This window comes from Psychrobacter sp. CoH-33_TS_01 (genome assembly GCF_058189395.1).
This window is the reverse complement of record NZ_JBVGQI010000002.1, coordinates 444,312-458,640: the sequence shown is the minus strand read 5'-3', so window position 1 is coordinate 458,640 and position 14,329 is coordinate 444,312. Positions and strand designations below refer to the sequence as shown.

The window sequence follows — 14,329 nt, the reverse complement described above, 5'->3', positions numbered from 1 at the left end:
AAGACCTTACAAGCTTTAAGCGCTTGACTGCTGCAAGTTACCCCTACTTAACCGTTAGATTGATCATAGGAAGATACTCGTGAACCCATCAGACAACCTGAACAACACGCCGACTAATAACACCACTGCCCCACTGTTTACTAGTGATGACCACACTGCGGCTCATAGCGAGGTCACGCAGGCGGCCTCATTGACTGAGCAGCAAGCCCCTCTGGCGGCGCAAGGCAATCGCTCACAAGTGGGTCATATCGAGCTTTTAGAAGAGCGCGCTGTCGTAGAAAAAGAGCGCCTAGACGTCGGTAAAGTCACTGTGACCAAGCACCAGCGAACCAAAACCGTGACTGTCCCTATCGAATTGGTCGAAGAGGTACTCACCATTCGCACCGACTATCAAGATGCAGACAGCCAAGCCTTATTGACCGGCAACTATGATGAGCAAGATATCCTGCGCCATGTTGAGCCCACGCTAGGCAGCACGGCAGTCGTCACCATCAATGGCCAAAAGATTGAGCTGGGTAGTGAGCCTGTGGAGATTGTGATCTCACGTCAAGTCGCCACCATCACCAAAGAGACTTATGCTATCCAAGACATCGATATTGAAAAGTCTGTGCATACCCATACTGATAACATTACTGTCGAGCTACAGCACGAAGAGCTGGATGTGAATGAAGAAGGCTTTTTAGATCATAAAAACCCATAGCCTTAGGTTTCAGTAAAATTAGACCATAAAAAAAGCAGCGATATTTCGCTGCTTTTCTTTTTTCTAACGGGCTAGTTTTTACGCTCTACATCTCGCTATCTATAACTAGTTAGCAGCAGTCTCATCAACCGCATCACAGTTATACGCGGTCACGTCTTGGCCTTCACCAGCAGAGACACGCAGTACCCCTGAGTTGTCACGGGCTTCAGCGACACGCCACTGCGTCAGTCCTGCGCCACCATCTAAAGATTTTGCAGCTTCAAAATTATCCCCATCTTCGCCTACCGCTGCTAGCGTGACTTCGCCTTGAGCTGATTTTAGGGTCACTTGACCAGCTTCGTCGTTATAAGTCGCACTGAACTCTAGCTCTGGTGAGCAAAGATAAGAGGCCTGGCTAATCACTGGAGTGACTACGGTAGCTACCGTATCATCAGCTACTTCAACAGCCGTTGGGTCATCATGTTCAGCCGGCTCAGCTGACATAGGCACATCTTTTTCTACTGCGGTAGTATCCGTATCTGTTGCTTCTGGTTCTGCCGACTTTTGGCAGCCTGATAAGCCCATAACTGCTGTAAGCAGTCCCACCATCAAAAGTGACGTCTTCGATTGCTGTAATTGCATAGCGGCTCCCAGTTGGTCTTATAAAGACTTTTTTATTAAAAAGGTTTATCGAATAGCCAAGGCCATTTTTAGTTTAAGTATAAGCAATATCTTAGCATAGTCTTACTCTAAATCTTACCATGACACTGTTTGTATTTCAGACCAGACCCACAAGGACAAACCGCATTACGGCTGATATTCATATCCGCATAAGGGTTGCCTTCTACGTCAGCATCGCCAGTATTGGTAGTCGCTTGTGCCTGGCCAGCCACCGCTGCGCCGCCTAGATTGACCTGCATTTGACCATTGGCACGCTGTTGAGGCGCATTACGAGCGGCCATGCGTGGATCTTCATGCGTCTCGCCCGTCAAGCTATCCATTTCATCATGCTCAAAGTGCATTTGCATATGTTCAGCATCAGCACGTTGCTGGGCCTCTAGCGCTTCCATTTCTTCTTTCGTTGGGATATGGACGCGGGATAAATCTTGCACAGTTTCTGATTTGATAGCGCCTAGCATCATTTGGAACAGCTCGAAAGATTCGCGCTTGTATTCTTGCTCAGGGTTTTTCTGGGCATAACCGCGTAAATGAATGCCTTTACGCAATTGATCCATCTGGGTTAAATGCTCTTTCCAATGGCGGTCTAGACTCTGCAGCATAAAATGGCGTTCAAGCTGAGCCGCATTTTCTTCACCCATCAGCTCACGGCGCTCATGATAGCGAGCAATAGCGGTCTCGATAATCTTAGCGCGCAGCCCTTCTTCATCGAGGCGACGGTCTTGATCCAGCCAATCGTTAATTGGCATATAGACTTTGAACTCGTCCTCTAACTCGTCTTCTAGACCATCAATATTCCACTGATCATCGACAGAGCCAGGTGGGATAAACTGATTAATCAAAGCCGTATAGACATCATGATGCATGACTTCGATGGCTTCTTTTAAATCCATCTCAGCCAATAGGTCATCACGCTGGCCATAGATAACTTTACGTTGCTCATTGGCAACATCATCATATTTCAATAGATTCTTACGCGAGTCAAAGTCACGGCTCTCGACCTTGCCCTGTGCATTCTCAATCGATTTTGACACCATCTTATGCTCGATAGCCTCATCTTCTTTGAGGCCCATCGCCCGCATCATATTGACCACGCGATCACCGGCGAAGATACGCATCAAATCATCTTCTAGCGATAAAAAGAAACGCGACATCCCAGGGTCACCCTGACGACCCGCACGACCGCGGAGCTGGTTATCAATACGGCGCGACTCATGGCGCTCAGAGCCGATGATATGCAAACCACCCGCAGCGACCACTTCATCATGCTTAATCTGCCACGCGGCTTTAAGGCGCTGCATCTCTTCGGGGCTAACTTCTTCTGGGTTTTCAATATACGCTTGCCAGTTACCGCCCAAGATAATATCGGTACCACGACCTGCCATGTTGGTAGCGATGGTCACGGCTTTTGGACTACCTGCCTGCGCAATAATATCGGCTTCACGCTCATGCTGTTTGGCGTTTAGCACGTTATGTTTGATGCCTTCTTGATCGAGCAAGTAAGACAATTCTTCACTGGCTTCAATCGTGGCAGTACCCACCAAGGTAGGCGCGCCTTTCTGCTGAATCTCTTTAATCTCGCGGATAATACCTTTGTATTTACCGAGCTTAGTCAAGAAAATTTGATCGTCTAAATCGACACGAGCAATAGGCTTATGGGTAGGAATGACCACCACATCTAAGTCATAAGTAGACTTAAATTCTGCCGCTTCAGTATCGGCTGTACCCGTCATACCCGACAGCTTTTCATACAGTCGGAAGTAGTTCTGGAAGGTAGTCGTAGCCAGCGTTTGGTTTTCCGCTTGGATTTCGACGTTTTCTTTAGCTTCTACCGCTTGGTGTAAACCCTCAGACCAACGACGACCGGGCATAGTACGACCGGTGTTTTCATCAACGATAACCACTTCGCCATCATCGACGATGTAGTGGACGTTTTTCACAAAGATATGATGCGCGCGAATAGCGGCTTGCACATGCGCTAATAACGGCAGGCGTACGGGGCTATAGAGGCTTTCATTAGCGTCAAGCTCACCGACTTCGATTAAGAAACGCTCAATCTTCTCATAACCTTTTTCGCTAATTTCGATTTGACGGTTTTTCTCATCAATCCAAAAGTCGCCTTCTTCATTATTTTTATTGGCTTCTTCATCTTTAGATTTTTGCAGACGCGGGATAATGGTATTGATTAAGGCGTAAGTGCGCGAGGCATCTTCGGCTTGACCCGAGATAATCAGTGGCGTACGCGCTTCATCGATTAGGATAGAGTCAATTTCATCGATAATACAATAGTTTAGCGTACGCTGTTTTTTCTCTTTTAGGCTAAACACCATATTATCGCGCAGATAGTCAAAGCCATATTCGTTATTGGTACCATAAGTGATATCCGCCTGATAGGCAGTCACTTTTTCTTGTGGCGGCTGCTGCGAGTAAATCACCCCTACCGTCAACCCCAAAAAGTCGAATAACGGACGGTTCAACTCGGCATCACGCGCGGCCAAGTAATCGTTGACCGTGACCACGTGCACGCCTTTGCCACTGACCGCATTCAAATAAATCGCTAAGGTCGCCATCAGCGTCTTACCTTCACCGGTCTTCATCTCTGCAATTTTACCTTCATGCAAAGTGATACCACCGATCATCTGTACGTCATAGTGACGCATGCCGGTCACCCGCAAAGAGGCTTCACGGCAGACCGCAAAAGCTTCTGGTAATAAGGCGTCTAAGCTTTCACCGTTTTGATGGCGGGCTTGAAAATCCGCAGTCTTTTGTTTCAGCTGCTCGTCAGACAGTGCTTGAATACTGGACTCGTGAGCATTAATTTTGCTCACTATCTTACGCATACGCTTGAGTTCACGGTCGTTTTTGGTGCCGACCACACTGCCTACAATCTTTGATAACATAATTATTTTAACCTATGGAAATCCCTGATAACTTTGCCATATAACTATGATTAGTCGACCATATAAAGCTGACCATACCAAGCCTTGACGCTATCACCCAAATTTATTGTGTCGTCATTATATATGGTTATGAAGTTCAAGGATACAAGGGCAAATTTGCAGCAGTCTTTGCCGGGCAAGTCACAGCAGTCATGTTAAAATGGGTCACTAACTATCTATGGCAAATAACTTTATGACTGACCCGCACAATTCGCCAAACATCCTTAATATTGCTGGCCAAACCTATGACTTAGCGCTACATACGCCGATGATGGTGCAATACCTGACTATGAAGGCGCAATATCCGCATGCGCTATTGCTATATCGTATGGGTGATTTTTATGAGCTGTTCTTTGAAGATGCGAAATTAGCTGCGCAACTGCTCGATATTACCTTGACCCGACGTGGCACGGATAAAGCAGGCAATACCATCGCGATGGCTGGGGTGCCCTTTCATGCCGCTGATAGTTATATGGCGCGGCTGATTGCTGCCGGTCAAACCGTGGTGGTTTGTGAGCAAGTCGAAGATGTGGAAGATAACCAAAGTCAGGCCAGTAACGATGCTAATACGGTAAATGCTACCACCACACAATCTAGTCATAAACAGCCCATCGATAAAAAACCAGACAATAAAAAAGGCATCATGCACCGGGAGGTTGTGCGTACTTTGACCGCAGGCACGCTGACTGATGATGCGTTGATTGCCCCAGATAAAACCCCAACGGTGGTAGCTATCGATATTGCCTTACCCAAAGCTAGACAGGTCAATAACCCGAGTTATCAAGCCGCTGTGAGTCAGTTGGATTTGGCCGCCGGTAAAGTGGTCACGCAAGCCTTAACAGCCAGTAGCGCTGAAGACCTACAGTCGCAAATACTAACTGTCCTAGCGCGTTTTGCTCCTAGCGAATGTATTATTAGCGAGGCCATTCAAGAGACTTGGCAACGCTGGTTAGCGTCGCAACTAGACTGTCCCCTTATCACTGTGGCCGCCGCCGACTTTCACCCTACCCATGCACCAGCGACCTTATGTCAGCAATTTGAAGTGCGCCAATTAGAAGGGCTAGGCATAGCGGACCAACCACTAATCCAAACCAGCTGTGCTGCACTGATTCATTATGCGCGGCAGACCCAGCAGCGACAGATTCCCCATGTCAATCAATTGATTCATGAGCATTCTGAGGACTATCTGATCATCGATGCGGGCAGTCAGCGTAATTTAGAGCTGTTCACGCCCGCGAGTGCGCAAGGTACGGCGCTGATTTCCGTCCTAAATTATTGCAAAACAGCAATGGGTAAACGTCTGCTGCAGCAACAACTTAAACGCCCTTTACGTCAGCGCAGCACGATTAATCAACGTTTAGATGCTATTGACGCTTTGTTAAATCATACCGGCAAACAGTTGGACGATTTGCAAGATACTTTAGCCGGTATCGCTGATATCGAGCGTATTAGTGGCCGGATTGGGCTTGCTACTGCCAAACCTCGCGATCTTGCGCGATTGGGCGAAAGTATTACTTATGCGGCTAATTTACAAAAGCAATTAGTAAATGCGGGTATTGACCCTACTGCGACAGGATTACTGCCACTATTACTAAGCCAATTGCCCAACTCTCAGAATGCTTCAAACGTAGAGACTAACGTCAATAATGACGCTAATACCTTGCCCAATACTGAAGTGAGTGATGACTTAGCAGCTGATGAGCAAAACCCTAAACCTTTAACCAGTTTAGCGGTCGCTGAATTAATCCAACGAGCTATCGTGCCCGAACCGCCTGCGCATATCCGAGATGGCGGCATGATTGCCAATGGTTATGATGCAGAATTTGATCGTCTTACCCACCTGCATGACAATATCGAGCAGACCTTAGACGAGATGGCAGCCACCGTTCGTGAGCAGTATCAGCTGCCCAGTCTGAAAGTCGGCTTTAATAAGGTCAGTGGTTTTTATTTTGAGCTGCCTAAATCGCAAGCGGCCTCGGCACCCGAGCACTTTATCCGTCGCCAGACTTTGAAAAATTGCGAGCGCTTTATTACCGATGAGCTAAAAACCATCGAGACCGAATACCTTGGCGCACAAACCTTAGCGCTGGCTAAAGAAAAACAGCTTTATAACGAGCTACTTAGTATTCTTAGCACTGCCCTACCCAAGCTACAGCAACTGTCACAGACTATCGCCCAGCTTGATGTATTAATCAATTGGAGCGTATTAGCACAGCAGTATCAATGGCAGCGCCCTACTCTGGTAGAAGGCGAACAGCAACCCAGCCTTGAAATCAGCCAAGGTCGCCATGTGGTCGTCGAAGCCGCAATAGCTCAAAGGGATTCAGCGAAGAAACTACAAAGTACCGCTCAGCACTTTGTCGCCAATGACTGTGCACTAGGTAGCGATGCTCATCCAGAGCGGCTATTGCTAATCACTGGGCCCAATATGGGCGGTAAATCGACCTATATGCGCCAAACTGCCTTAATTGTCTTGCTAGCCTGTTGCGGCAGTTTTGTGCCTGCTGAATCTGCCACAATCGGTGATATCGACCGTATCTTTACCCGTATTGGTTCTGCTGATGACCTCGCCGGTGGTAAATCGACCTTTATGGTAGAGATGATAGAGACCGCGCATATTCTCAATCTAGCTAGCGAAAAATCATTAGTATTAATGGATGAGGTCGGTCGCGGCACCAGCACTACCGATGGTTTAGCCATTGCCCATGCTTGTGTTCAGCAACTGGCACAAATGGGCTGCTTAACCCTATTTGCCACCCATTACTTTGAGCTAACTCAACTTACAAAGCAGACTGATTTGGCAGATCATATCCGTAACGTCCATGTCGCTGCTAGCGAAATCGATGGCCAGTTGTTACTACTGCATAAGATTAAGGACGGCGCAGCCAACTCTAGCTTTGGTCTCCACGTAGCGAAGATGGCTGGCATCCCACAGAAAGTGCTCGTCGCCGCTGAGCATTATCTGAAAGCTCAACTAAAACAGACGCATAACGGCAGTATTAACGGTGATAATAGCGAGAAGAAACAGTTACTTCATGAAAAAAATGACTTAGCTAAGTCGCGGACTGCTGATATGGTAGCTCAACCTGAACTTGATTATGGGACTAGTGACTACTCTGCTGATAACCTTACTGCTAGCGAGAAAGATTCTTGCACAGCGCAAATTAAACAAAATCAACAGGTTAATAAAGAAGACGCGGTATATTCTGCGCTCGCAAAAATCCAACCTGATGAGCTGAGCCCTAAAGAAGCGCATGATTTACTTTATCAATTGCAGCAACTAGCCAGTGTTCAGACACATTTGTGAAATGGGGTGTAAAAGAGTAAAATACGCCATTAAATTATATTAAACCTTGCTGATACAAACCCTAAGGTAGCCATCGCTATGACCTTTGTCGTGACTGATAACTGCATCCGCTGCAAATATACTGACTGTGTCGAAGTCTGCCCTGTCGACTGCTTTTATGAAGGCCCAAACTTCTTGGTAATCCACCCAGACGAGTGTATCGACTGTGCCCTGTGTGAGCCTGAGTGCCCAGCCAATGCGATTTTCTCAGAAGACGAAGTGCCTAAGGGTCAAGAAGCCTTTATTGAATTGAATGCTGAGCTCGCGGAAGAGTGGCCGAACATCACTGAGATGGGTGATAAGCTGCCGGATGCTGAGAAATGGGATGGCGTGGAAGGTAAGATTCAGTATTTGGAGCGTTAGGACTTTAAACTGATTTAATACTCTTAGCTACTTTTAAGAGAGTTAGAGTTAGAGTAAGAAAAGCCAAGCTTTATGCTTGGCTTTTTTCATGATAGTCGATTAAATTATTACCATTGATAGCTGTTAGGTAGTAATCCTGACTCACTAACTGCAGAATGTGTACAAACCTATTTGCTAGACTATTCCCTATCTAAGAATATATATTCCCCTGAAATTATAGGTATATTAATGAAAGAACATTTTATCGCATCAGTAATATAACTATCATTAGCAACAAAGGTTATTGAAAATTTGCAGGTTTGTATCTATATATTGATCAGAATAAATTTACTACTTTTATACATATATAGCCAGTAATATTTAAGAATTTAAACTAGTAGTAATTAATTTATGAAGTCTCTATAAACCTTTACCATATTTATATTCGGTAGCCATATTATTATCAGTAATGACAACCGGCTCTCTATTAATCTGTAACATATCTATGTCTTTATATGGTAAAAAAGGATTAAGCATGATGACTTTAGCAGCATTAAGACACTCTTGCTCATTTCTAAAAACTGGCTCTTTAGTAATATAGTTTTTTAATAAGCATAAGTTACTCTCTATAGATTTTTCATTAAGAGTAACTTCTCTATCAGAAGCCAATGCAAAATACTTATATTGATAAACGTAGTCAAATGTATTCTGTGCTGTATAATAAGCATCTATTGATTTAGTAGTGTTGTAATACAACACACCATCTTTTGATAATGAACCTTTAATAATATTAAGAAAATCAATACTTAATAGATTAGACGTATATGCTCTCCAATGCCATGTAGTATTCATTAATATAATGTCAAAATTACTATTAGTATGCTGTCTTAAATATTTACGACCGTCATCAAATATGATTTCAACTCTATCATCCTTTAACAAATCACTAACCTCTGGGTTGTCTTTGATAAAGTCTACATAAGCAGGGTTAATTTCAATAATTGTAATTTTCTCTAGACTTGGCATAGTGCTTATAACTTTTGCCCAAGATCCTGTACTCAGACCTATAATTAGAGCAGATTTAGCTTCTGGTTTAACCGTTGCCAACAAATAAGCTCTATCGATACCATTAGTATCTTTAAATATATTAGTGTTTAGCTTCCCATCATATACATTTGCACCAAAAATTACTTTATCATCGTTATCGTCATAAACTTGAATAAATCCATATTTATTTTCGATAAGCTGACTAGGATATTGGTTAATTTTATGACTGTCTTTCGATAATTCATGAAATATTTTTTCAGGTAATATTAAGGTGGTTAGTAGTACAGTACTTAGAATAAACAAGAGTGACTTTAATTTCAAAGATTTAAAACAGAAAAGCCCTACAATTAAAGTCATCACACAAATCAATAAATATACTTGTTGAGTATTGAAGTAATCTAATGCGACAAAACCTATCAATAGCGGTGCAAGAGTACTGCCAAAAACATTGGCAAAATAGATATTAGAGACTTGCGTCCCTGTTTTTTTACTGGCTGCACCAACATGATGTATTAATGGAAAGGCTATACCTCTTACTGCAGCACAAACAAATGTAATTATACCTAGTAATATAATAGAAGGGCCATACATAAAAGAATATACATATAGCAAAATTATAAGAAAAACATCAACGAATGCAGCAATTACTAATAAAATACCTAGTGTTGAAATATCAATTTCCAATCTACGTTTGCAAGTATTTTTACCGACTTGAGAACCTATCGCTATACCTAATAGAAATATAGATAATGTGTAGGAAAAAGCTTGAGGTACTGACATGCCCACAAATGATATTAGACGCATCAAAATTATTTCTTGCGATAAGCTTAGAAATCCACTAAAAAAAGAAATAATATAAATATAGTTTTTATAAGGCATCATTTCTTCCATATAATATATATATAACAGTAGCTATCATTATATTGAGAACTGCAGCTAATTGAATTGTTTGCGATAGGGTCAAATAGTTAAATAATATAAACCCTGTTGCAAGTGATCCCATAGCAGCACCTAAAGTATTATAAAAATACAGCATACCTATTGATTGACCAATATTATCAATAAAATTATTAAAAAACCCGGTGAGAAGCGGTAGTGTTAAACCCATTAAAAATGTAGGGAATAATAGCAAACAAAATGTAAATATAGATAGAATATATAAGCTTGCCTGTACTAATAAAGACTGTAGTCCTAATATTAGGATATAACTGAACAAACCGAATATACCAATAAACATTTCTACTAAACAGAATATCAATATTACTTTATTCGAAAACTTATCTGCTATTCTCCCTCCAAAAAAAGCTCCTACCCCTAAACCCATCATAAAAACAGAAATAATTACAGTAATAGATGTTAAATCAACCCCAAATCCTGTAAATAGTAAACGCTGCCAGCTAACTTGATAGATTAGAGCGCTAAAACCTGATATAAAGAATATGGCGGCTAGGTTAGAAAGTATATTTTTTTGCTCTTTATTCATTTTATTTCTCTACAAATATTATCATAGCTAGTCTTATCATAATTATGGCTACCCATTACTATACGAGGGTAATAATGTAAGTTATTTAATAAGCTTTTCTCTTTCTGATAATTTGGAATTTTAATTCCAGCAGCGTCAATTAGTGTCGGAAATACCGAAGTATGATTAATCTTTTTATTAGCATTGTTTTTAACATTTTTTACTTTACTAAAATTGTTATTTTCAAACTCATTTGAATACCATATAAAACTAGCAATTTCAAAATTATAAGCTGTATCATTACCATGCCCAGTTTTATTACATTTTCCATCAAATAAATCTTCACCATGATCCGAACTATAAAATAAAAAAGATTCTGTTTCACTCTTTGATTTAATAATTTCAATCAAATCATTAAGAACATAATCAGTGTATAAAATAGAGTTATCGTAACTATTAATCAGTTGCTGCTTATATTTTCTATTCTGTAAACTATACTTTTTCAAATTACTTAATGAGGGATTAAAATAATTGAACTCTGCAGGATAGCGGTGAGAATAGTTATAATGGCTTCCTAACGTATGTAATACAATGAATATTTTTTTATTCTTTTTATTTAATATTTTTTTAACTATCGGCAAAACTACAGCATCTGTATCGCCTCGATAACTGTAATTTGTTCTGTTTAAAAACATCATAACGTCAGCCTCTTTAGCATATACCGAAGTACTTGTATCATATGAACCAAATTTCTGCTGTGTGGATATCCAATAGGTATAAAATCCGGCTTCTTTAAATGCTGTAATTATAGATTTTTCATTAAACTCAAATTTGTTTACAAGTTCTGCAGGCTTTCTAGTCAATATTATGGGTACTGACGTTCTTGTAACACTAGATACAGATATAATATCTGTTAAATTAACTAAATTTGACTGCTGAGATAATAACGGATTAGTTTTTCTATTATAACCATTAAGTTGCCAGTTATTTCTTCGACTCGTCTCACCGATTACTAGTATTACGATTTGCTCTTTATCATTTTTTTCCATTGACTTAGCGTTAAAATTAAAACTAGAGTTTCTCTCGAATGCACTGTTTATTTTATTCTGTTCATAATACATATCATATAAATTTATAAAAATTCCAAATGGATAAATCTGCTCAAGCTCACTATTAATATTTGCTTTAGTTTCAGCTAAGAATGTATCGTTTAATTCAAAATCTTTAATTGCTTCGTTTTTGAAATTATATTCGGATAATAAAGTAACTACTAGTCCTATAGTTCCTGCAATTAACACCCAATACCTACTACGATGTGTCCATCGTAAAGGAAAACCAGTATTTATATATAGGAAATAAAAGCAAGAAAAAATCCATATACTTATTAAAAATATATAATAGTTAATCATAGTACCAATATAATTGCTTGCTTCCTGCCAGTTTGTCTCTAAAATAATACTAAACACTTGCTCTTCAGGCATAATCTTATAATAATATATGTACCCCAAGACAACAGGTAATAACATATATAATGGGATTAAAAATCCTATCCATCTACTATTTTTAAAAAAACTTCCTAAATAAAATAAGCTGAAGATAGTTAATATTAAAGAGCGAATATTTAAATTTATAGAATATAAATAAATATTAGGGAGTAGAATTAAACCTATAAATATAATGGAAATATATCTTTTTATCATTTATTTATACAATCCTACAGAGTTATAGAAATTTAAAATAAAAAAGAGACGCAATTGCGTCTCTTTTTTTAATGTTAGGAAGTTTTACTTATGAAGATGAAGAGCTTGATGCAGTTCCACGGCACTCAGAAGGTACATATTTCTGGCTAGCTGCATCAGTAGTACATTTCCATTGCACATTACTGCCTGTATATGTAGGCGTTAAAGTTAATGGTACATTTTTGGCATCTGCTGTAGTGGTCACTTTGATAATACCTGAAGCAGGCGTACATTCTGCTGAAGATACGTTTTTAGTAGAGTTAGTGCTTGCTGCTGCAAAAGTTAATACTCCTGCACAATTATCTACTGTTGTTTTTATAGTATCACCACCAGTACTGATAATATTTTCAGATACTGTTGCTTTCATAGAAGAAGCAGTAGTCATAGCTTCTGAAACTCGTGCACGAGTTGTATAATCAGTGTAAGCTGGAATAGCAATAGCAGCCAAAATACCAATAATAGCGATAACGATCATCAATTCGATAAGGGTAAAACCTTTTTGAGCGTTCATAATGCATCCTTTTTGAGTAAAGAAGATAATATCTAAGTAATACCGTCAGTTAAGTTGACTGGTGAATCCTCTAAGATTTCATCCTAATAAGTAATTTTTGAGCTTTATGCTCTTGTTATAAACTATGTTGCAGGTTATATGCCAACTGTGTATTAACTTGTGCATATTATTACTATTCACTAGCCTTGTCTAACACTTCCTGATCAATGCTCCGATTAACGGTAGCTACTAAAAGATAAAATTTAATTAGCAACAGACATCTAAGTTGTGACCATCTAAATCAAGGTTTAAAGAAAATTCATAGTGACGAAATGCGTCAATTACTGACAATTTACGTCACTCGTAGATAGTTGAGTAAACATAGCGTCAATTTTCGTACGCAAATTGTCACTAAAGCATTGCTATGGAAACCTACCTGATGCAACTAAATACACTAGCCAGTTAGGGTTATTTATTCCATTCGTCTGCCATACCGCATTTACTCACATTATTTATAACACGACATTTAGTACCATTCGCCCCTAAGGTTAAAGTTCCATCTCCACTTTGTCCAGCGGTTGGCGCTGCTGTAATAGTCCACTTCCCACTAGTAAGTTTAGTGCCATCAGCAGTAGTTGAGATAGGAGTAATAGCAATTGTATATGCAGCAGATCCTTGACGTGGAAAGTTTCCTGCTAGCCCATCAATCTTGACACTAGTGTAACTACCTGTAGCTAGCTTTTTTGCTTCGATATTACTGGCAATATTCTGCATTTCCGCCATCATATCAGCCCGCTTAGATTTCACCGTATAATTCTTATAGCTAGGCACAGCGATAGCTGCTAATACCCCAATGATAGCTATTACGATCATCATTTCAATTAGAGTAAAGCCCGCTAAAGTAGATTTGGCCTGATAATGTACGCGAGGCTGAGTAATTTGTAATGAATCTTTTATCATCTACCAAGTCTCCGAGTTACTGGTACCGCAATTGGTTGAGTCGATGTCAACGTTATCGTCATTGGTCAGACATTGAACCCCTGTACTGGTTAGCATGATACGACGACCTGTACTGACAGGCCCATCCTCATTTGGAATAGCTAACATCTTCCACCCTCTACCAATAGCTGTATTTACATCTGTGCCTGCGATTACCAAACTCTTAGTAGTATCCGTACCATCTACTAAAGTAATATGATATTTTGCGGTACTTGTTACCCCTTGCTTTGGCGTCGGTACATTGATGACTTTGCTATTAGAATCATAGCAATAATTGCCAGTGGCACAAACGTTGTCACCACGCTCAGGCATAAAGCCTTTATAAGTCAAGCGGGATGCGCGCCAGCTCTCTAACTGTAGCTCCAACTTTTTCATTTGGGCTTTAGTTTCTTTCTCTGCATTCTTTATCACGTAGCGACGATACGAAGGAATCGCAATCGCTGCTAAGACAGCTATAATCATGATGACAATCATCAATTCAATTAGAGTGAAACCTCGCTGCGCCTCCATACTCTGATGGTTGTGCAGCCTTCCTAATGTGAATTGCTCGTAACTCTGGCGAATAGAGCCTCGCATCTTATCAACTGATGTATTCATAGTGGATTCCA

At 40.6% G+C, this 14,329-nt stretch carries 11 protein-coding genes; 3 read left to right on the top strand and 8 right to left on the bottom strand.

The window, feature by feature from the left end; translation table 11 throughout:
* Positions 1 to 79 precede the first annotated feature (79 nt).
* Positions 80 to 700 (top strand): YsnF/AvaK domain-containing protein, encoded by a 621-nt coding sequence (locus ACZ2XM_RS05025; RefSeq protein ID WP_490587277.1) that lies wholly within the window; start codon positions 80 to 82, stop codon positions 698 to 700.
* A gap of 105 nt (positions 701 to 805) precedes the next feature.
* Here the strand turns inward: ACZ2XM_RS05025 and ACZ2XM_RS05020 are convergent, their stop codons facing one another.
* Positions 806 to 1,321: a hypothetical protein gene (locus ACZ2XM_RS05020; RefSeq protein ID WP_490587276.1), complete on the bottom strand. Its 516-nt coding sequence runs from the start codon at positions 1,319 to 1,321 to the stop codon at positions 806 to 808.
* Between the two features lie 107 nt (positions 1,322 to 1,428).
* Entirely contained in the window at positions 1,429 to 4,257 is a 2,829-nt protein-coding gene (secA, locus tag ACZ2XM_RS05015) for a preprotein translocase subunit SecA (RefSeq protein WP_490587275.1), read from the bottom strand.
* A 232-nt stretch (positions 4,258 to 4,489) separates the two neighbouring features.
* Here secA and mutS point away from each other — a divergent pair, with 232 nt between their 5' ends.
* On the top strand, positions 4,490 to 7,603 hold the full coding sequence (gene mutS / locus ACZ2XM_RS05010) for a DNA mismatch repair protein MutS (RefSeq protein ID WP_490587274.1): 3,114 nt from the start codon (positions 4,490 to 4,492) through the stop codon (positions 7,601 to 7,603).
* A gap of 78 nt (positions 7,604 to 7,681) precedes the next feature.
* Positions 7,682 to 8,005, top strand: a complete 324-nt coding sequence (gene fdxA / locus ACZ2XM_RS05005; protein ID WP_201498013.1) for a ferredoxin FdxA — start codon at positions 7,682 to 7,684, stop codon at positions 8,003 to 8,005.
* A gap of 399 nt (positions 8,006 to 8,404) precedes the next feature.
* On the opposite strand, the gene ACZ2XM_RS05000 is transcribed toward fdxA, so the two are convergent.
* From ACZ2XM_RS05000 to ACZ2XM_RS04975, 6 genes are all read right to left on the bottom strand, one after another.
* On the bottom strand, positions 8,405 to 9,922 hold the full coding sequence (locus tag ACZ2XM_RS05000; protein WP_490587273.1) for a fused MFS/spermidine synthase: 1,518 nt from the start codon (positions 9,920 to 9,922) through the stop codon (positions 8,405 to 8,407).
* Positions 9,900 to 10,514 (bottom strand): fused MFS/spermidine synthase, encoded by a 615-nt coding sequence (locus tag ACZ2XM_RS04995; protein ID WP_490587272.1) that lies wholly within the window; start codon positions 10,512 to 10,514, stop codon positions 9,900 to 9,902. The genes ACZ2XM_RS05000 and ACZ2XM_RS04995 overlap by 23 nt, the downstream gene beginning before the upstream one ends.
* The gene (locus tag ACZ2XM_RS04990) at positions 10,511 to 12,193 is read right to left on the bottom strand and encodes a phosphoethanolamine transferase (RefSeq protein ID WP_490587271.1); all 1,683 of its coding nucleotides are present in this window, start codon (positions 12,191 to 12,193) and stop codon (positions 10,511 to 10,513) included. The genes ACZ2XM_RS04995 and ACZ2XM_RS04990 overlap by 4 nt, the downstream gene beginning before the upstream one ends.
* 88 nt (positions 12,194 to 12,281) lie before the next feature.
* On the bottom strand, positions 12,282 to 12,743 hold the full coding sequence (locus ACZ2XM_RS04985; protein WP_490587270.1) for a pilin: 462 nt from the start codon (positions 12,741 to 12,743) through the stop codon (positions 12,282 to 12,284).
* Between the two features lie 447 nt (positions 12,744 to 13,190).
* Positions 13,191 to 13,682 (bottom strand): type IV pilin protein, encoded by a 492-nt coding sequence (locus ACZ2XM_RS04980; RefSeq protein WP_490587269.1) that lies wholly within the window; start codon positions 13,680 to 13,682, stop codon positions 13,191 to 13,193.
* Complete coding sequence (locus ACZ2XM_RS04975; RefSeq protein ID WP_490587268.1) at positions 13,683 to 14,318, bottom strand: type IV pilin protein; 636 nt, start codon at positions 14,316 to 14,318, stop codon at positions 13,683 to 13,685.
* Between the last annotated feature and the right edge of the window lie 11 nt (positions 14,319 to 14,329).